Below are 17,483 nucleotides of genomic sequence, written 5' to 3'. Positions count from 1 at the left end.
GGTAAATCTTGTAAATATTATATACCATATTTTGTGTCAAGTCTATTATTTTTTTACACATATAGGGGGACAGACCCCTTACAATTACACTTTTGCTCGTATTGTACTACTCAGGTAGACAAGTTTTGCTCTAATTCTGTAAAACTTTGTAGCTTTCTGTCGATATACTTTTTGCTGTCTAGTAAAAAGTAACTGCAGGAGGAAGAAATGATTAAAAAAAGTCTACAGAGGCAAATTCTTGTGCCCTTTATATTGCTCATTATTATGACAGGGGTCGTGGTGAGCGGAGTTAGTTATCTGTTCAGTAAGAAAACTACCGTCGAAAATTCATCAGAGAATACATCTGAGCGTATGCACGATCTAGATGAGACGCTCAACGGTTTTTTGAGAGATAACGCAAATTTTGTATCGGCATATGCAGATTCCGCTACGATTAAGCTTCATGCAAAAGGAGATAGCCCGGACTATATCATCTCTAAGTTTGAAGACTATCATCTAGCAAATGAAGCGATCATGAACAGCTATTTTATTTCAAATGATAAGGAAGTAGTCATGTATCCGATTCCTGCATCACCGGTTGAGGACATGACGTTAACGCCGTGGTATCAACAGGCAACTAAGGATCCTACTAAAGTGTTCTGGACAGATCCTTTCATCGATGAAGCGACAGATCGTCCGGTTGTAAAAGCTGTAAAAGCCGTTGAGTACAGCGGGAAAATCGTGGGTGTAACAGCGATTGATATCGCAGTAAATGATATTTTAACGCTGATGCAAAACGTGAAAATTGGGGATACCGGTTATGCTCTTCTCATCGATAATTCGGGGAATTATATGGTACATCCAGATGAAAAAAAACTGGGGAAAAGCGCAACAAAAGAATCTTTTTATAAAGCTATTACTAAAAGAAATGGAACGTTAACGACAAAGATCAATGGTGAAGATAGAGTGGTCAGCTACACGAAAAACGATACAACCGGTTGGAAACTAGCCGGAACTGTCGCGCTCAGTGAGTTTGAGGAAAAGGCTTATGTTATCCTTTTACCGATCGGAATCGCTTTACTCATCACTCTTTTAGTGGCGGCCATTATTTCGGTGTTCGTTTCAAGAAGAATTACAGTACCGGTGAACCAACTGAAGAACGCGATGCATGAGATCAGAAATGGAAATCTGCAGGCGAGCGTCTCTATACAAAGAAAAGATGAGATCGGTGAACTGGCTACAAGCTTTGATGATATGTCTACCCAGATGCGAACGTTGATCAGAGAGATGGCTCAGATTACCGATCATGTGACGGATGCGTCTCAAACGGTCGTTGCGAGTGCAGAAGAAAATTCAGCATCTGCACAAGAAGTTTCAACAACGATGCAGCAGATCGCAGCTGGCTCTTCTCATCAAGCAGAGCTGATGGATCAGAATGCAAAAGCAGCTAATGTGCTGGCTGAGCGTATCGGTACTGTTCATGCACATGGCGAAAGAATCGAAAAAGCAACAAAACAAATGAATCAAGAATCGTTGAAAGGTGTGAAAAAGGTGAGCGTCCTAAAAGAGAAGTCTCTGATGACAACAGAAATGACAAAAGAGATGATTTCTTCTATTAAAAGACTTGATGAAACATCTGGCAGCGTTCAGCAGATCGTTCTAACGATCAGCGATATAGCTAATCAAACAAATCTACTAGCACTAAACGCAGCCATTGAGGCAGCTAGAGCTGGAGAATCTGGAAGAGGCTTTGCGGTCGTTGCGGATGAAGTAAGAAAACTTGCAGAGCAGACCGAGCTTTCCTTAAAAGATATCAGCGCATTGATCACGGATATGCAGCAAGTAACGGAAACCACCGTCGGTCAAGTTCAAGAAGCTGCAGCTCTTATACTTTCGCAAAGCGAAGCAGTGGAAGAGACAGAACAAAGCTTTTCTGCGATCTCGACTGCAGTTAAAGGAAATGCAGAAGCATTACAAGACGTGATTCAGTCTGTTGACGAAATGACGATGCAAAAGGATGTACTGCTTGAGAATGCTTCGCATATCTTGGCGATCACGCAAGAAACAGCAGCTGGAACGGAAGAGGTATCTGCATCAGCTGAACAGCAATCAGCATCGATGGAGCAGTTGAACAATCTAGCGGATCAGCTCGAACAGTATGCTGAACAGATGCGCAACCACGTCCAGCGGTTCACCTTCTAGGGGTCTGACCCCATACAATTACATTTGTGCCGTATTTGTCTTTTCCAAAAAGACAAATACGGTTTTTTTTGCTAGTACTGACTTTTGAAAAGGGGAAGAGTGTACTTTTACATCTAGAATAAAAGGCTTAAAGCTCTACTACAGGAGTGATCTTACTCTCAACATAATCTCTGTACTGAGATTTCAAATGGTTAAACTGTTCAAGAAGGGTTGAGGTGTGTACGAAAGGGCACACCGATGGGGTTACATAATAGCGGTAACTGCTCCATTGATATTCAAGAGGGTACATGACCAAATCGGCAGAAACAGGGTTCAAATGAATGTAGCGACTCGTATCTAGTAAATGTGATCGATCTTCGATCAATTCTGCTCCGTATCGACCTTGAAACACATGTCCAGTTAGTTCATATTTCTTGTTGAAATACATTGCGTACGTTTCATTTAATTCTTTCATGAAATCTCCTGGTGGGGACTTGCTGCACAATATTTGTAAGTGAGTGTGGTTTGTCATGAGGCAATACGAGAAGAGCTCGACATCGTGCTTTTTAACACAGTGACTTAAAATCTTTAAATAGCGATGGAAATCCAAATGGGAATAAAAAAGAGGTTCCCTGCGATTTCCGCGAGTAGTCACGTGATAAACAGCATCTGGATACCAAATGCGAGGGGATCTAGGAATGTTTTTCACCTCCTTTCAATCGTATCTTCATTATAAGGGTTGAAAGTGAATCTGGGAAATGGGGACTGACCCCAAAAAAATTATTTTCCTTGCTGTTTTCAAGCAAAATTCCTATACCGGTTTTGAAATGCAAACGGTTCGAAACATGTCATTTTAGAAAGGTATCCAATTTTAGCGAATAACCCCTCTTAAATAATGTCGAACTACGTCTCTTCATCAGACTTTCTATCATATTTCCTCGGAAATTATGAAAAAAAGTAGATTATTCCTTTCTACAATAACCTCGTATTTTATAAATCGGAGGTATGAATGATGAATCAAGATTCAAATCAACAAAGCATGAATCCTCAATCCGGGAACAATAATCCTGAATTTCACGATTAAAACATGCAGACTGGACAAGTGCCTGCCCAGATGAACCATGGTGGACATGAGATGTTTGATGTTCATGAGATGCTAAGCGGCATCGTTGGTACATTGAACTTATATACATTGTGTAAAGGGCATGTTCAGAATTTGAGCTCAAAACGATGCTCAATCGTCACTATCAGCACATTACAAAAGAAAATAACGCGTGTGAACAAGCTTTTCAGACAGGAAAAGATCCAGCAATGCGTACAGAGTCTGACAAGATGATTCAAGATAATCTTTGTATATGATTTGAAACCTGCGCAACCTGTTAAACCTATTCAAAGCGTTACAGAATTAAACGATCAATCTGTATCGAGATGGCATACGAATTGTCAATCTGGGAGAATAAGAATCATTATTGCCAAATTCCTCAACTGAACCAACAAGATATGACGAACATGCTCGGTGCATACGCTCCTTTTACTTCAATAAAGATGATTTACGAGTACCTAAAAGGTGCTCTTTTTTACTTTTACACATACTAAAACAGGGATATCATGAGAAGAAATAGAAAATTTCATAAAGTCGAAAGGACTCGACAAGAAGAATTGAATTTGCCATAGTTATGAGTGGACTTATATTATGTGCTGAAATTCCAGGGGGTTAAGGAAATGAAAAAGGGAACAGACTGGCGGTACCGTGTATCGAATAGAGAAGCCATCATGGGCACAGTGCTCGCCATTTTGAACTTTATCTGGTGGTATGCGTTCGCTTACGGTCTAGGGGGACGTCCTATTAAAGAATACACGTACATACTTGGCTTTCCAGCTTGGTTTTTTTATAGCTGTATCGTAGGATTTGTTGTTTTTACTATTTTAGTTTGGATCATGGTAAAGTTTTTCTTTAAAGAGGTTCCGTTTGAACTTGATGAAACGAACGAGAATGAGGAGGGAGATGTCCAATGAATTGGGATGTGATTCTTCCTTTAGCTTTCTTCTTGATCTCCGTTTTTTTAGTAGGTATCTATACATCTCGGCACATTAAAAGTGGACCTTCCTTTTTACAAGATTACTTCTTAGCAGGCAGAGAACTTGGTGGATTTGTTCTTGCGATGACAATGGTCGCGACATACGGAAGTGCGTCGAGTTTTATTGGTGGACCTGGTGCAGCCTATCAATTAGGTCTAGGCTGGGTATTGCTCGCCATGGCGCAGCTTGTGACAGGGTATTTCACCCTTGCTGTACTAGGTAAAAAGTTTGCTATCGTTGCACGAAAGATCAACGCGGTAACATTGATCGATTTTCTGAAAGCCCGTTATGAAAGCAAGTGGGTCGTAATTTTATCAGCACTTAGCATTGTTGTTTTCCTATTTTCTGCGATGGCCGCTCAATGGGTCGGCGGGGGAAGGTTAATCGAATCGTTTACCGGTGTGTCGTATACAACAGCGCTTTTCATTTTCTCTGCCTCTGTCCTCGTGTATGTAATTGCTGGCGGCTTCCGTGCGGTTGTAATCACAGATGCGATACAAGGAGTCGTTATGGTCATCGGAACCGTCATCATATTGGCCGGTACGATTATCGCAGGTGGAGGCATCGAGAACATCATGAGCGAATTACGAGCGGAGAACCCGAACTTGATTACACCTTATGGTTCCGATCAATCGCTAACTCCTCTTTACGTATCATCGTTTTGGATCTTGGTTGGTGTTGGAGTCGTAGGCTTACCGCAAATTTCGGTCAGAGCGATGAGCTATCGAAATGCAAAAGCGATGCATCGAGCGATGATCATCGGAACGTTCGTTGTGGGATTCATCATGCTAGGTATGCATCTCGCTGGTGTGTTCGGAAGAGTGGTGCTACCGGGAATCGAAGTGCCGGATAAAGTCATGCCGCTTTTAGCACTCGAAGTATTGCCAGGGTGGTTAGCTGGTATCGTATTGGCAGCGCCTTTAGCTGCTGTCATGTCAACGGTTGACTCCGTGCTCTTACTCGTGAGTTCAGCAATAATTAAAGACGTGTACATCAATTACATTAAACCAGATGCCGAAGAGCAATTTGTGAAAAAATTGAGCTTTGGGATAACAGCGGTTGTCGGACTGAGCGTATTCGCTATGGCGATCAACCCGCCAGACTTGCTGATCTGGCTGAATCTGTTTGCGTTCGGAGGATTAGAAGCAGCTTTCATATGGCCGATCGTATTGGGGCTATATTGGAAAAGAGGAAACGCAAATGGAGCCATTGCCTCATTAATCGTAGGGGTAGGATCATATATGTTCCTTCACCTTTACTATCCAAATCTATGGGACATGCACACGGTAGTGCTGCCGATCGTGCTTTCCTTAATTGCCTACATTGTGGGGAGTTTCACAAAGGGGGTCAGACCCCATACAAATACATTCTAGAAGACAATGTCCACGCTCAGTGGACATTGTCTTCTTTCATTTCCTACTTCTTTACTACAATAAAATACTAAAAAAACAATTTATAGTAATATCTTACTAAATACCCATTTACAGTTAATAAACTCGGTGGTAATTTTATATCAGAATATAATTAGATAAGTGTGGGGCTGTGAAGGTTATTCTGTATGTGGGCGCTTGGAATAACTGAAGCTAGTAGCGCAACCGACCGCTTTCTTTATTTGTTCTCTAGATAAAGGAAGGGGTATTTATTATGGAAATCTCACGTAAAGAAAAATTCAACACGAAGAAGAAGGCAGCTAAGAAATGGCCGAAGATTGTTTTAGCAACTACATTTGCACTTGGTGTAGGTACGACATCTGCGTATGCGGCAAACCCAAACCTTGCAAATGACTTATACAATAAGATCATGGAATATACGTACCAGTCTGAGATCGAGAGTGAGTTAAACAAAGAAAAGAATGACTTGCTGAAAAATGTGAACGTAGCGGTAAAAGGAATCATTGCAGATGCCAAGAAGGATCTGGATTCTAACAAAGAAAAGATTATTCAAGACAAGAAGAAAGAACTTGAAAATCACTATAAACAAGAATTAGCAGAGATCACGAAAAGAAAGAACGAAGCCGTTAATAAAAAAACAGAGAACATGAACACTGATGCGACACGTTCTTCTGAGCAAAAAAAGGCCGACATTTCTTCAGCCATTCAAAAAGAAATCCAAGAGTCTGATATAAACAAAAAATAATAACTTTTACAAAGAGCGGAATCTTATTCTCCGCTCTTTTTCTTTTTCTGATATCCTAGAATATAGAAAATCTATGGACGGAGACAACACTATGAAAAAACTATTCTTAACCCTAGGGATCCTCTTTGCTGTATACGCAACAGCCATGCTCATTCAAACGACCAACATGGATATGGGACTTGCGGTTTTTTTCTTGTTAGGTGCTCTTTTTCTCATCCTTTTTTTCCGCTACAACTCAGCTATGAAACTATTTAACACGTACAAAAAAACGACACTGATTGTCTTAATCACAACTATCCTTTTTGCAGCAACGCTAGAAACTCTTATTCTAACATCTGCCAACACTGACCCAGAGAAGGTTTCTTCCAAGATAGATTCAATCCTCGTACTTGGTGGAGGAACGAAGAACAATCGACCAGGTGCTGTACTGAAAGGTCGACTAGATCAAGCGCTCGCCTACGCCAAGGAACATCCAAATGTTAGATTCATTGTAAGCGGTGGTCTTGGCTTTGGTAAAACGACGAGTGAAGGATCTATCATGAAAAACTATCTCGTTGAAAATGGAATTGAACCAAACTCCATTCAGATTGAAGAAAAAGCAACGAGTACATATGAGAATCTTTTATATACAAAAAAGATGATACAACCAAACGATCAGCTGCTTATTGTAACGAGTGATTTTCACCTTTTTCGAACAAAGATGATCGCAAAACGTGTTGGCATTGAGGCGGAGGGACTTGGATCGCCGTTGAGAGTTTCTTCTGTTCCACAAGCGCATGTTAGAGAGTACATGGCGATCATTAAAAGTTACTTTACTGACAAATAGAGGAGGTAGGCTTCCATGGACAAAAATAAATACCATTGCTGTGCGACTTGTATAAATTTCAAATCTGAAAAAACAAATCAAGGGATGCGCTATCACTGCGTGCGTCTTGGGTATGAAACGAAACCAGACTATCAGTTCAATTGTTGGGAGCCGAAACCTCATGTGGTGGAGCTCATGAACAAACAGAAATAAACTTTGGAATAAATTAACACAAATACCTTGCATTACAAGTTAGTGCCGCATATACTAATGGTATATCTTGTTATGCAAGGTATTCTTTTTTATCTATAACCCTTGTAATACAAGATAGTGGAAATGAGGTGTAGCCACATGTCGAACACTCAGATGTTAAAAGGAATTCTCGACGGCTGTCTTTTAGCCATCATCAACGAAGGTGAAGTTTATGGCTATGAGTTAGCTGAAAAGTTGGAATCATACGGATTTCAACAGACGAGTGAAGGAACGATCTATCCACTACTTATACGTATGCAAAAAGAGAAACTCGTTACCACAACGTTAAAAAAATCAACGGCGGGGCCAAGACGGAAGTATTACTCACTTACCCCAAAAGGTGAAGATGAACTCCAAGCATTTATTGAAAGATGGGACCAATTAAGCCATTCGGTTGATCAAATCTTACAAAAGAGAGGAAGCAGAAAATGAGTGCGCTAAAACATACGTTAACAGCGGAAAGTCAAGATTTCTTAGATAATCTTAGACTTTATTTATTTTCGAGTGGAAAAAAAGATGAAGAGGTAAAAGAGATCGTAGAAGAGTTGGAAGATCATCTGATTGAAGCGGAAAAGCGTGGGAAATCAGTCTCTCACATCATCGGCTATTCGCCAAAAGCTTATATGGAGCAGCTCTCAAACGAAATGTCATTCGATTTTAAATGGCTTTCTTACTTGCCGATCATTGTTCTCGGTGTTTTCGCCTATATTTTGCTGGGCGATACTATAAGAGAAGGTGTGCAGTTTACGTTGCTCCAAGTGATTGGTTATCCTGCCGTTTGTATCATACTCGTGCTTTTTTATTTAAAAATGTTCAAGTTCTTAGCGAGCACAAAGCTTTCCAAAACTAAGACGATCATCACCACTATTATCTTAGGAAGTCTGCCGATTCTGTTCTTTTTAGGTCTTCTGTTTGCAAACGATGCATATAAAACTCCGGTTGTTATAAAGCTTGGAGCAACAGGAAACAGTATCGCGGCGCTCCTTGCCATCGCCATCTTTATAGGAATCGCTTTATGGAGCAAAACTTGGTTTACAATCGTAATTCCCACCATTCTTTTCCTACCAGAATTTTTAATCAGTCTAACCTCATTCGAAAAAGAAACGAAAGCTATTTTAACAATAAGCGTGTTGTTTGTAACACTTATTGTCTATAACGTGTATACGTTTAAAAAAGCAAAAAAGAGAGCCGAATTTAGATGATCGGCTCTTTTTTCTGAGTAAAATGTGGTTACCAAACATCGTACTTGCACTGAAAAAGCTTACAATGTTACATTGTGTAAGGCTTTACACAGCAAATAAGTGGAAATACTGTTGATAGATATTGTGGTTTTCATTAAAAGTGAAATCACTGATAGAGAAAGGAAATTTGATATGAATCTCCAACTTCCGATTAAAATAAAAGAAAAACTGCAGCAAGATGCAACGAAACGATTAGAAAATCTACCAAATGAATATAAAGAATTAATTGGGGAGCAGGGATATACAGCGCCTGACGCAGCATTGATCGAGGATGCCGTAATCGCACTTGCTCTCGGAAAAAATGTATTGTTGAAAGGACCTACGGGGTCAGGTAAGACAAAGCTTGCGGAGCTTCTTTCAAACGTGTTCGGACAACCTCTTCACCAAGTCAACGCCTCTGTCGATCTTGATGCTGAAGCCCTTCTTGGTCATAAGACGTTAAGCTACAGCGAGGGTAAACAAGAGATTGAGTTTATTCCTGGGCCAGTCACAAGAGCTGCAGCGAACGGCCATTTTCTCTATATCGATGAGATCAACATCGCAAAACCAGAAACGCTACCGATTCTAAACGGGATGCTCGATTACCGCCGTACGATCGCTAACCCGTTCACAGGTGAAGTGGTAAAAGCACAGCCTGGTTTCAATGTCATCGCCGCGATCAACGAAGGATATATCGGAACGGTACCTTTAAACGAAGCGCTGAAAAATCGTTTTGTTGTGATTGAAGTGCCTTACATTCAAGGTGATACGTTAAAAGAAATGCTCAAAAACCAATCTCAGCAAAAAGACGAAGAGGTACTATCCAAGTTTGTTCAGCTGTCATCTGATCTAATCGGTCAAGCGAAAGCAGGTCATCTGTCTGAAGATGCAGCATCCATTCGCGCGTTGCTAGATGCGGCCGATCTCTCTGTATATTTGCCAGCGAAGCGTGCTATCCAGCGCGCCATAGCAGACAAGCTTGAAGATGCGCGCGAACGCGCCCTCGTTGCCAACGTCGCCGCAACCCTGTTCGCGTAAGCTGGGAAATGGGGTCAGACCCCATACAATTTATTTCCCACGACGATTTTGGAGGTTTTCCTTAGATGAAATTCCTAGTATTTGCGGATACAAAGATCGATTCTTTTGTTCACATGCAACTGATCGATCTTTCCCGCTCACTTTCAAAAGTGGATAAAATGGACGTTTCGTTCTCGTATCACTCGTACCTTGAACGAAACAGCGGCATTACACACGTTAGTCAGTTCTGGAATCCGTACCCGCGCGACATTCAGCTTGAAGGATGGAAATCGGATGTGTATTTACGCAGCTATGGAACTCAGTTTCACACGGACGACCACGTGATCTGGGACACTTTGCACAAGCTGAAATCCCATCCTCACCGGGAATTTCTTAAGCAAGTCCTTCTTTTCGCTGAAGACTATCGATTAGAACAGATCTGTGTGAGCGACCGTCCGGGGATGGCACACGCTTTCAAGCTCAGAAAAGAGACGTTTCAGGTTCACTACAACCGTGAGTACCGAAAGCATATTCAGCAAAAGCGTACCCTTGATGCGCTTTTTTGCCATATCATTCTTTTAGCGAACAAACGATTTGTAGCCGTGCCACAAGAAACGCAAGAAGTTTATCAAGAACTGCGATCACTTTTAACAAAACTTACAACGGCAAAATCGACTGAAGATATCGCTGCAATCGTTACCGAAATGGCCGCGATCACAGAACATACAAACATAAATGATATGAAAACCGCATATCGCAGTTTTAGCGATCCATCAAAAGAAAATAATACAAACACCGATCAAAACTTTGACGACCTCACTCGCAACAACGAAACGAAAACGAAGAAAACGATCACGAAAGATGAAGACTCTGACAAGAAAAAAGACGATAAAGAAAAAGAGTCTCATTCTTCTTGGCATGATGAAACCTCTGACCCGCAGGATTCGTTTTTACAGATGGATCTTGATCAAGGAACAAACACAGATCTGTTAGGAGAAGGTGCGAGGGAAGCAGAAAGTGGTGACGCGGTGTTCGGCTCGGTTCAAACGAGCGCTAAAAGTACTGACAACAACGACTTCGACACACAAAACGAGCATGAAGCAGAAACCGACAACAACCAAAATGGTTCTGACTCGGCAAACCACTTCCCATACGGTGAAGTGAACAAAAATGTCACTGAGCATTTTGTGCCAGCGAAGCCTGCAACTCTCGACGAAATCGCCCAGTACGACGAATACAACCAAGAGATCGCGCCATTCGTTTCGCAGCTGAAGCAAAACTTTTTGAAAACGATGGAACACAAACGAACAGCACCGAGAGAAGATTTGCACTTTGGAAGACTCGGAAAGAAGCTTACAAGACTCGTAACTGATAAGAATCCAAGACTTTTCCGAAAAAAGCAAGAATCGCAACAAGAACTCGATACGACGTTCACATTGCTCGTTGACTGCTCTGCGTCCATGTTCAACAAGATGGAAGAGACGCAAAAAGGGATCGTGCTTTTTCATGAAACGTTAAAAGCTCTTCGGATCCCGCATTCTGTCGTTGGTTTTTGGGAAGATGCAGCAGACGCTTCAAGTAACGATCAGCCGAATTATTTTCATGAAGTGATCTCCTACCGCAACTCTTTGCATCAATCAGGAGCGCCGATCATTCAGCTTGAACCGCAAGAAGATAACCGTGACGGGTATTCGATCAGACGTATGGGTGAAGAACTTGCCAAACGACCAGAGCAACAAAAGATTCTGCTCGTTTTCTCAGACGGTGAACCTGCGGCTTTTGATTATGAATCGCATGGAGTACTTGATACACACGAAGCGGTCACTCGCACACGAAAGCTCGGGATCGAAACGATCGGTATGTTCATCGCGAACGGAGAGATCACAGAGGAAGAAGAGAAGTTGATGCAAAACATCTACGGACCGCAAAACGTAGTCGTTCCAAGCGCTTCAGAGCTTGTCGACTATCTGATGCCTGTACTTCGTAAGCTGCTTTTTAAATCGCTATAAAACGCCAAAACGCCTAGGGCATCTGACCCCGAGGCGTTTTTTTATGTATGTATCAATATTCCAGTAGCTTCAGCCAAGCAAAGATTACACCTACAAACCCTGTGTAGCTAAAGATCCTAACAGACCATTCTGGTAAGGCAGTTCGAAGCAGGCTTGAAAATATGCCGACCACAACGATTGCGGCAAGTAAGATGTAAATGGAAATGATATCGAACGGAATACGAAAAGACAGCCATTGTTCCATCGCCAAACCTCCCTAGTAAGGTTAATATCGGTCAAAATGCCTGTACATTAAGAACAAATCACGAAAAAGCTGATTTTTTATGTGTTCGAAAATCAGAATATGAAAGGGAACATCGGGCACCGCATACAGGGCAAACGCATATAGTATGACTAATTCAGGTGTTAGGAGTGAATGATGTGAATCAACGTGTAGTAGACGTCATTTTAGCAGAAGCAGAAGAAGAATATTTAGCAAATAATAAAGATGGTACCACGTTTGCTGCAGAACTCGCTTTACTCGCCTCGACGCTTGTGACCGCGGGGGATTTTTTAGCAACGTTCAGTGCAGCGATCGCTCTCAGACAAGTGTACATCGATCAAGCAAACGATCTTAAAGATCAGCAAGAACAAGAAGCTCAGATGAAAGACATACAAAATCAAATCACGGCGTTAAAAAATGAGATTAAAATGCTGAGGGGAAGAAAGTAAGTGGTCTTCCCCTTCGTTGTTTTAAAAAATATCAATCATACTCTTTCTTTTTCCACTCATCTTCAGGCATATCAAACTCATCGCTCGAAAATCGTTCTTCTTTAAACGGATCGCCATACATATGAAAGCCGTTCTGCTCCCAAAAGCCTGGCTGATCCTCTTCTAAGAACTCAAACTTGCGAATCCACTTTGCGCTTTTCCAAAAATAAAGATGAGGAACAATGAGGCGAAGCGGAAATCCATGCTTGTCTGTTAGTGGCTTACCGTCAAACGAGTGCGCAAGGATAACATCATCGCGTAACAGATCTTGAAGAGGAACATTCGTCGTATAATCGTAATCGGCGTGGACCATCACATACTTTGCTTTTGGATCCACATCAAAATGCTTTAAAAAATCCGTAAATTTAACACCTTCAAACGCATTGTCGAACCGTGACCATCTCGTCACACAGTGAATATCACGGACTACTGTCGTTTGAGGCATCTTCATGATGTCTTCAAAACTAAATTCGACACGTTTTCCTACGAGTCCTTCTACAGATAACGACCATTTTTTCATATCGTAAACAGGAACGTCCCCTTCATGAAGGATGGGGAACTTTTTTGTTTCAACCTGCCCTGGAGGCAAGCGGTTCTCTAGCTTTCCATCGACTTGTGGGACTCGCATCTTTTTAATGCGGTCTGCTTTGTTAAGGTCCATACATGAACATCCTTTCTTTACTGCGGTTGATTTCCGCTTGAGGTGGCAAAAAATAAAAAACGCCCTCTTTTATTAAAAAAGAGGACGAATGGTTCTGTTCACATCCTCTTATCTTTCAGTCTGTAAAAACTGTTAGATGTAGCACCGTGCCTATTTAAAATAGGTGGTTGCCGGGCTTCATAGGGCTAATTCCCTCCGCCTGCTCGAAATAAGAGACCAATTAATCGGCTTAAAAACGATATGTAAGTTACAACTATTATACATTCAGGACATGAAAAATCAACTTAAAATGAGATCAGCCACAAAAGACATCTCACGAGAAATGCCAAGATACAGAACGACCACTCCAAAAAGCGCCGTGCTGATCAAGAAGAAGTACACGATTTTTTCTTCCGCTTCTTTTTCACTCTGCCTTTTTTCCGTTTCCGTCGACTCACTCTTGCCAGAGCCTTGAGACGTTCTTTTCTTTTGCTTACTCTTACCAAAACCAAACATAGCTGAAACCCTCCGCTCTTTACAGATGCTTCTGTTAATAGTTTTTCTTGAATGAGCGGATTCTAAACAAAAAACCTCTAGAAGCCTTAAAATATAAGACTACTAGAGGTTTTGAAATTGTAATGACTATTGCTGAACGGCTTTTGCAGCATTCACTCGTCCGTTTTGGAACAACGTGCCTGTGCCTGTTACAGGATCTGCTGTATCTTCAAGTGCAGCGCGAATTTGTGATGCGTTCTTACCTTGAGCGGCGAGAAGTCCAGCTACACCCGCTACAACCGGTGATGCCATGGATGTACCTGAGAAACTCGCATACTGGTTGTTTGGTGTCGTCGAATAGATATCAACACCAGGTGCCGCGATATCAACCCACGTACCGAAGTTAGAGAAAGACGCTTTTTTATCGTTCTGATCAGTAGCGGCAACCGCAATTGCGTTTGAATAATATGCCGGATAACTCGGAAGTAAAACGCCAGAGTTACCAGCAGCAGCAATTACAAGCGATCCTTTGCTAGATGCATAGTTCACCGCATCTTCAAGAGTTTGCGTACCAACAGATCCGCCAAGACTTAAGTTGATAACTTGCGCGCCTTGGTCAGCCGCATAACGGATGCCTTGTGCGACATCATCCAGTGAACCACTGCCTTCTGCGTCTAATACGCGAACAGCTAGAATTGAAGCTTTAGGAGCCAGTCCTGCAATACCAACACCGTTATTCGTGTTCGCAGCAGCAATTCCTGCAACGTGAGTACCATGTTCGTTCTCATCGATCGGATCGTTGTCATCATCAACAAAGTCGGCACCCTTGATTACTTTTCCAGCTAGATCCGGGTGAATATAGTCGACGCCTGTGTCAATCACGGCGATTTTTACAGATGATGAACTTTGCGTTGTGTCCCAAGCTTGCTCGGCACCAACTTTTTGAGGAGCGTATTGTTGCTTGTATGCAGGGTCGTTCGGAACATAACTCGCATGGAACGTAGCGTTTGGCTCAGCGTATTCCACGGATTCTAAACTCTCATATTGCTTTACTGCATCTGCCACATTGCCATCGACTTTTACAACGGTAAAGTCTTTCGTCACATCCACAACTTTACCGCCAAACTTTGAAACATTATTTTCAACAGAGCTTGCAGCTGAAACAGAATCTTTAAAATGTACGATAATTTCCTGTGATGTAGCTTCCTGTTTAGCTGAAGGTGTAAAAGAAACTTCCTTCGCTGACTCAGCAGCCGAAGCTGGAAGAGCCAAAGAGACGACTAATGGTACAGATGCGGCAACTGCCACGAAACGCTTTAACATAAAAATCACTCCTCAGATGTATTTACCAAGCGGACTTAGGCTTAGTTGGTAAGGAATTCAACAGCATTCAACAAAACCCTTTATTGTTATCTGGAAATAATGATAACTTACTATAATGCTGTCGAAGGTGAGACTTTTTATCTATGATTAGAGCGTAACATGTAAAACTATTTTATTATCTTGAGATATGATTAAGATAGTAAACATTACATAACAAATCTGTAAAAGAAACATAAAGACGTGATCTGAAACAGAATAATGTAAACTTTGGGAGAAGTCATGTAAGCTAAAAAAGAATAGTGAAATTTGAGGAGGAGATAAAAAATGGCACGTTTACCTCAAGTGAATGTTGAAGGAACACCCTTTAAGAAAACCCTTGCGAACGCACCAGGCATTCTAGATGCTTTTCAGCAGATGGAAAAAGCGCTAAACAACATACTAGAGCCTGAACTCATGGAACTGCTCCGCTTACGAGCGGCCTCAAACAATGGGTGTGACTACTGACAAAGCATGGACTACGGGACTCTGGATGAGTCCTCTCGAAAAACGGCGATGAAGCAAGGAAATGCAGAACTGTCAGAACGCGAGAAGCTAGCGCTCGAACTCGCCGATCATATCATGGCGTATCACGGCCAACTGCCAGATGATTTATACAACCGACTGCAGCAATATTTTTCAAAAGAAGAGATCATTGCGCTATTCTTCCAGATCGGAAGCAAAAACGGAGCCAATTGGTTCATAATCGCGATGGGAATATTAAACGAATAAAAAATAAAACGTCCAGATCGACATATGATCTGGACGTTGTTTATGTAATGACTTAAACATCGGCAATTTATAACGAAACCTCTGATTGGAAAAAACGTATGGAGAACGTGAGGAGGTTGAAGAGAATATGTATGAAGGTCGACCAAAACTTATAATACCAAGAACAAGGTTTGAAAACTTTTTAGATATCGCGTCAATCGCCTTACTTGTATGGGGAACCGTGAGCTTGATCTCGCAATGGTCTGCTATTCCGGAAACTGTGCCAACCCACTTTAACGCAGCCGGAGATCCAGATGGATGGGGAAGCAAGAGCAACCTATGGATTTTAATCGTGATGGGATCGGTGACATGGTTACTGCTTACCGTGCTAGAAAAATACCCGCACATCTACAACTACTTTAATCTAACGGAAGAAAACGTCGAAAGACAATACAAAAACGCGCGCATAATGATCAATGTAATGAAAAACGAAATCTTAATCTTCTTCGTTTACATGACTTGGGCATGTTCGGAAGTGGCAAAAGGAGTCAGCGAAGGATTAAGTGTGTGGGTACTTCCTGTTTTTATCGTAGGAATTACCGGATCGATCGCATTTTTCATCGTAAGATCAATTAAATCGAAGTAAAGAGAGGACGAACTTCATATAGAGAAGTAGCGTCCTCTTTTATATGAAGTGTGTCTTTTCCTAGAGGACATAATAGCTATGTGTCCGCTGTATAAGGATAGTTATTAATCATTGTTCGGTAATGTGAATTAATTTCACGGTAAATCATTATAATTTCACGGATAAATTTTTTTATCGAATTTTCGACTCATACCGATTAGCTGAAACAAAATTAGAGCAGCTCATACCTTTGATGAGCTGCTCACATTTTTGTTTATTGATCTTGATGGTTGCGTGCACGCGCTTCATCAGGACCTTCCATCTTAGTAGCGCCAGAATATTTTAAGTCTTGGTCACGGTCAGATTCAACGCGTCCAGACTCACGCAACTTCTTCTCCTGTCTGTCTTTTCCCATAGTGAAACCCTCCAATCACAGTAGATTTTCATTAGTATGAGAACTAACAGAAACTTTTATGTAAAACCTGAAAATATACCGAAAAAGCCTACCCGAACGTTTAGCTTTTAGAGAAAAGGGAATTCCCTTACTACGAAAAAAATTAATCGAGGAGGACTTAAAATGGCACAAAGTGTAAACACTACAAACGGATATGAAAACGGCATGTATCCCGAAGATGCTTACGGTACAGCGCAACGAGAGAGAGTGGCAGATCCGCAAAAAAGCAAGCTGCTAAAAGGAATCGTAATTGGCGGTATCGTTGGTGGGGCACTTGCCTTGATTGATTATAATACACGTTCGAAAGTGAAGAACACAGCGGTAGGATTAAAGGATAGTTCTAGCAAAATGATTACAGAGGTCAAACAAAATCCAGGTGAAGTGAAGGATCAGATGATCAGCCAGTTCAAAACGGCTAGCACTACCTTAAAAGATGCGATCAATGACGCGCAAACATTATACGAGCGCCTTAATAAAGACGTTTTCGGCAACATTAACACACTAAAAGAAATCTCAAATGATGTGCTGTCGACAGCAAAAGAAACGAAAGGCGAGCTAGGCAATATCGGTTCAAAATTAAAAGAAGCAGGATCTGAAATTGCTGAGAATCCGATTGGAAATGATAAGCTGCACGACTATTCTACTGGATCGGCACAAGAAACGACTTACACAAGGGAAAATGATTCAAACGTCGTTTCAGTCGGAGTCACATCGCAAAACAATCGAAAAAACTTATAAAATAAACGAAAAAACAGCTCTCTGTGTTGATGC

General features: G+C 41.5%; 22 protein-coding genes and 2 riboswitches. Of the genes, 16 read left to right on the top strand and 6 right to left on the bottom strand.

Features of this window, described 5'->3' with window-relative positions; all coding sequences use genetic code 11:
• The first annotated feature begins 207 nt into the window (after positions 1 to 207).
• Positions 208 to 2,181 carry a methyl-accepting chemotaxis protein gene (locus ACOZ9X_RS17125; protein WP_423419260.1) on the top strand — a complete coding sequence of 658 codons (1,974 nt, stop codon included), beginning with the start codon at positions 208 to 210 and terminating at the stop codon, positions 2,179 to 2,181.
• A gap of 127 nt (positions 2,182 to 2,308) precedes the next feature.
• Here the strand turns inward: ACOZ9X_RS17125 and ACOZ9X_RS17120 are convergent, their stop codons facing one another.
• Positions 2,309 to 2,815, bottom strand: coding sequence for a transposase (locus tag ACOZ9X_RS17120; RefSeq protein ID WP_423419259.1), 507 nt, complete (start codon positions 2,813 to 2,815; stop codon positions 2,309 to 2,311).
• A gap of 432 nt (positions 2,816 to 3,247) precedes the next feature.
• On the opposite strand from ACOZ9X_RS17120, the gene ACOZ9X_RS17115 reads away from it, so the two are divergent.
• The 10 genes from ACOZ9X_RS17115 to ACOZ9X_RS17070 all read left to right on the top strand — a co-directional run bounded on the left by ACOZ9X_RS17115 (position 3,248) and on the right by ACOZ9X_RS17070 (position 11,678).
• Positions 3,248 to 3,496, top strand: coding sequence for a hypothetical protein (locus ACOZ9X_RS17115; protein ID WP_423419258.1), 249 nt, complete (start codon positions 3,248 to 3,250; stop codon positions 3,494 to 3,496).
• A gap of 386 nt (positions 3,497 to 3,882) precedes the next feature.
• Entirely contained in the window at positions 3,883 to 4,176 is a 294-nt protein-coding gene (locus ACOZ9X_RS17110; RefSeq protein ID WP_423419257.1) for a YhdT family protein, read from the top strand.
• Entirely contained in the window at positions 4,173 to 5,612 is a 1,440-nt protein-coding gene (gene panF / locus ACOZ9X_RS17105; RefSeq protein WP_423419256.1) for a sodium/pantothenate symporter, read from the top strand. The genes ACOZ9X_RS17110 and panF overlap by 4 nt, the downstream gene beginning before the upstream one ends.
• Before the next feature lie 154 nt (positions 5,613 to 5,766).
• Positions 5,767 to 5,849: riboswitch (cyclic di-GMP riboswitch) on the top strand.
• A 34-nt stretch (positions 5,850 to 5,883) separates the two neighbouring features.
• The gene (locus ACOZ9X_RS17100; protein WP_423419255.1) at positions 5,884 to 6,375 is read left to right on the top strand and encodes a hypothetical protein; all 492 of its coding nucleotides are present in this window, start codon (positions 5,884 to 5,886) and stop codon (positions 6,373 to 6,375) included.
• A 91-nt stretch (positions 6,376 to 6,466) separates the two neighbouring features.
• Positions 6,467 to 7,201 (top strand): YdcF family protein, encoded by a 735-nt coding sequence (locus ACOZ9X_RS17095; RefSeq protein ID WP_423419254.1) that lies wholly within the window; start codon positions 6,467 to 6,469, stop codon positions 7,199 to 7,201.
• Positions 7,202 to 7,216: 15 nt separating this feature from the next.
• Positions 7,217 to 7,393: a hypothetical protein gene (locus ACOZ9X_RS17090; protein ID WP_423419253.1), complete on the top strand. Its 177-nt coding sequence runs from the start codon at positions 7,217 to 7,219 to the stop codon at positions 7,391 to 7,393.
• Between the two features lie 138 nt (positions 7,394 to 7,531).
• Positions 7,532 to 7,864, top strand: a complete 333-nt coding sequence (locus ACOZ9X_RS17085) for a PadR family transcriptional regulator (protein ID WP_423419252.1) — start codon at positions 7,532 to 7,534, stop codon at positions 7,862 to 7,864.
• Positions 7,861 to 8,634 (top strand): HAAS domain-containing protein, encoded by a 774-nt coding sequence (locus ACOZ9X_RS17080; RefSeq protein ID WP_423419251.1) that lies wholly within the window; start codon positions 7,861 to 7,863, stop codon positions 8,632 to 8,634. Before ACOZ9X_RS17085 ends, ACOZ9X_RS17080 begins: the two co-directional genes overlap by 4 nt.
• A 171-nt stretch (positions 8,635 to 8,805) precedes the next feature.
• Entirely contained in the window at positions 8,806 to 9,690 is an 885-nt protein-coding gene (locus tag ACOZ9X_RS17075) for an AAA family ATPase (RefSeq protein WP_423419250.1), read from the top strand.
• A gap of 65 nt (positions 9,691 to 9,755) precedes the next feature.
• Positions 9,756 to 11,678, top strand: coding sequence for a vWA domain-containing protein (locus ACOZ9X_RS17070; protein WP_423419249.1), 1,923 nt, complete (start codon positions 9,756 to 9,758; stop codon positions 11,676 to 11,678).
• Positions 11,679 to 11,730: 52 nt separating this feature from the next.
• Here the strand turns inward: ACOZ9X_RS17070 and ACOZ9X_RS17065 are convergent, their stop codons facing one another.
• Entirely contained in the window at positions 11,731 to 11,922 is a 192-nt protein-coding gene (locus tag ACOZ9X_RS17065; protein ID WP_423419248.1) for a hypothetical protein, read from the bottom strand.
• A 176-nt stretch (positions 11,923 to 12,098) separates the two neighbouring features.
• Here ACOZ9X_RS17065 and ACOZ9X_RS17060 point away from each other — a divergent pair, with 176 nt between their 5' ends.
• Complete coding sequence (locus ACOZ9X_RS17060; RefSeq protein ID WP_423419247.1) at positions 12,099 to 12,389, top strand: hypothetical protein; 291 nt, start codon at positions 12,099 to 12,101, stop codon at positions 12,387 to 12,389.
• A gap of 31 nt (positions 12,390 to 12,420) precedes the next feature.
• Here ACOZ9X_RS17060 and ACOZ9X_RS17055 read toward each other — a convergent pair whose 3' ends face one another.
• From ACOZ9X_RS17055 to ACOZ9X_RS17045, 3 genes are all read right to left on the bottom strand, one after another.
• Positions 12,421 to 13,089 (bottom strand): sulfite oxidase-like oxidoreductase, encoded by a 669-nt coding sequence (locus ACOZ9X_RS17055; protein WP_423419246.1) that lies wholly within the window; start codon positions 13,087 to 13,089, stop codon positions 12,421 to 12,423.
• 105 nt (positions 13,090 to 13,194) lie between these two features.
• Positions 13,195 to 13,304, bottom strand: a riboswitch (SAM riboswitch).
• A gap of 64 nt (positions 13,305 to 13,368) precedes the next feature.
• Entirely contained in the window at positions 13,369 to 13,584 is a 216-nt protein-coding gene (locus ACOZ9X_RS17050; protein ID WP_423419245.1) for a hypothetical protein, read from the bottom strand.
• A 126-nt stretch (positions 13,585 to 13,710) separates the two neighbouring features.
• Positions 13,711 to 14,886, bottom strand: a complete 1,176-nt coding sequence (locus ACOZ9X_RS17045) for a S8 family peptidase (RefSeq protein WP_423419244.1) — start codon at positions 14,884 to 14,886, stop codon at positions 13,711 to 13,713.
• 324 nt (positions 14,887 to 15,210) lie between these two features.
• Between ACOZ9X_RS17045 and ACOZ9X_RS17040 the strand changes: the two genes are divergently transcribed.
• From ACOZ9X_RS17040 to ACOZ9X_RS17030, 3 genes are all read left to right on the top strand, one after another.
• A complete protein-coding gene (locus ACOZ9X_RS17040) occupies positions 15,211 to 15,390 on the top strand; it encodes a hypothetical protein (RefSeq protein WP_423419243.1) in 180 nt (59 codons plus the stop codon).
• A gap of 6 nt (positions 15,391 to 15,396) precedes the next feature.
• Entirely contained in the window at positions 15,397 to 15,654 is a 258-nt protein-coding gene (locus tag ACOZ9X_RS17035) for a carboxymuconolactone decarboxylase family protein (protein WP_423419242.1), read from the top strand.
• A gap of 127 nt (positions 15,655 to 15,781) precedes the next feature.
• Entirely contained in the window at positions 15,782 to 16,279 is a 498-nt protein-coding gene (locus ACOZ9X_RS17030; RefSeq protein WP_423419241.1) for a DUF1648 domain-containing protein, read from the top strand.
• 253 nt (positions 16,280 to 16,532) lie between these two features.
• Here ACOZ9X_RS17030 and ACOZ9X_RS17025 read toward each other — a convergent pair whose 3' ends face one another.
• Positions 16,533 to 16,673, bottom strand: coding sequence for a YpzI family protein (locus ACOZ9X_RS17025; RefSeq protein ID WP_082861516.1), 141 nt, complete (start codon positions 16,671 to 16,673; stop codon positions 16,533 to 16,535).
• Positions 16,674 to 16,835: 162 nt separating this feature from the next.
• Between ACOZ9X_RS17025 and ACOZ9X_RS17020 the strand changes: the two genes are divergently transcribed.
• Positions 16,836 to 17,450: a hypothetical protein gene (locus tag ACOZ9X_RS17020; RefSeq protein ID WP_423419240.1), complete on the top strand. Its 615-nt coding sequence runs from the start codon at positions 16,836 to 16,838 to the stop codon at positions 17,448 to 17,450.
• Positions 17,451 to 17,483: the final 33 nt, after the last annotated feature.

It is taken from the genome of Fictibacillus nanhaiensis (assembly GCF_049537595.1).
Lineage (GTDB): Bacteria > Bacillota > Bacilli > Bacillales > Fictibacillaceae > Fictibacillus > Fictibacillus nanhaiensis_F.
This window is presented reverse-complemented; position numbering and strand designations above follow the sequence as displayed.

Excerpts from the sequence above, each read along its gene's own strand:
- ACOZ9X_RS17055 (WP_423419246.1), bottom strand. The coding sequence starts at position 13,089 with ATGGACCTTAACAAAGCAGACCGCATTAAAAAGATGCGAGTCCCACAA.
- ACOZ9X_RS17065 (WP_423419248.1), bottom strand. The coding sequence starts at position 11,922 with ATGGAACAATGGCTGTCTTTTCGTATTCCGTTCGATATCATTTCCATT.
- ACOZ9X_RS17100 (WP_423419255.1), top strand. The coding sequence starts at position 5,884 with ATGGAAATCTCACGTAAAGAAAAATTCAACACGAAGAAGAAGGCAGCT.
- ACOZ9X_RS17030 (WP_423419241.1), top strand. The coding sequence starts at position 15,782 with ATGTATGAAGGTCGACCAAAACTTATAATACCAAGAACAAGGTTTGAA.
- ACOZ9X_RS17070 (WP_423419249.1), top strand. The coding sequence starts at position 9,756 with ATGAAATTCCTAGTATTTGCGGATACAAAGATCGATTCTTTTGTTCAC.
- ACOZ9X_RS17080 (WP_423419251.1), top strand. The coding sequence starts at position 7,861 with ATGAGTGCGCTAAAACATACGTTAACAGCGGAAAGTCAAGATTTCTTA.
- ACOZ9X_RS17110 (WP_423419257.1), top strand. The coding sequence starts at position 3,883 with ATGAAAAAGGGAACAGACTGGCGGTACCGTGTATCGAATAGAGAAGCC.
- ACOZ9X_RS17050 (WP_423419245.1), bottom strand. The coding sequence starts at position 13,584 with ATGTTTGGTTTTGGTAAGAGTAAGCAAAAGAAAAGAACGTCTCAAGGC.
- ACOZ9X_RS17035 (WP_423419242.1), top strand. The coding sequence starts at position 15,397 with ATGGACTACGGGACTCTGGATGAGTCCTCTCGAAAAACGGCGATGAAG.
- ACOZ9X_RS17020 (WP_423419240.1), top strand. The coding sequence starts at position 16,836 with ATGGCACAAAGTGTAAACACTACAAACGGATATGAAAACGGCATGTAT.
- panF (WP_423419256.1), top strand. The coding sequence starts at position 4,173 with ATGAATTGGGATGTGATTCTTCCTTTAGCTTTCTTCTTGATCTCCGTT.
- ACOZ9X_RS17025 (WP_082861516.1), bottom strand. The coding sequence starts at position 16,673 with ATGGGAAAAGACAGACAGGAGAAGAAGTTGCGTGAGTCTGGACGCGTT.
- ACOZ9X_RS17115 (WP_423419258.1), top strand. The coding sequence starts at position 3,248 with ATGCAGACTGGACAAGTGCCTGCCCAGATGAACCATGGTGGACATGAG.
- ACOZ9X_RS17095 (WP_423419254.1), top strand. The coding sequence starts at position 6,467 with ATGAAAAAACTATTCTTAACCCTAGGGATCCTCTTTGCTGTATACGCA.
- ACOZ9X_RS17040 (WP_423419243.1), top strand. The coding sequence starts at position 15,211 with ATGGCACGTTTACCTCAAGTGAATGTTGAAGGAACACCCTTTAAGAAA.
- ACOZ9X_RS17045 (WP_423419244.1), bottom strand. The coding sequence starts at position 14,886 with ATGTTAAAGCGTTTCGTGGCAGTTGCCGCATCTGTACCATTAGTCGTC.
- ACOZ9X_RS17085 (WP_423419252.1), top strand. The coding sequence starts at position 7,532 with ATGTCGAACACTCAGATGTTAAAAGGAATTCTCGACGGCTGTCTTTTA.
- ACOZ9X_RS17125 (WP_423419260.1), top strand. The coding sequence starts at position 208 with ATGATTAAAAAAAGTCTACAGAGGCAAATTCTTGTGCCCTTTATATTG.
- ACOZ9X_RS17075 (WP_423419250.1), top strand. The coding sequence starts at position 8,806 with ATGAATCTCCAACTTCCGATTAAAATAAAAGAAAAACTGCAGCAAGAT.
- ACOZ9X_RS17090 (WP_423419253.1), top strand. The coding sequence starts at position 7,217 with ATGGACAAAAATAAATACCATTGCTGTGCGACTTGTATAAATTTCAAA.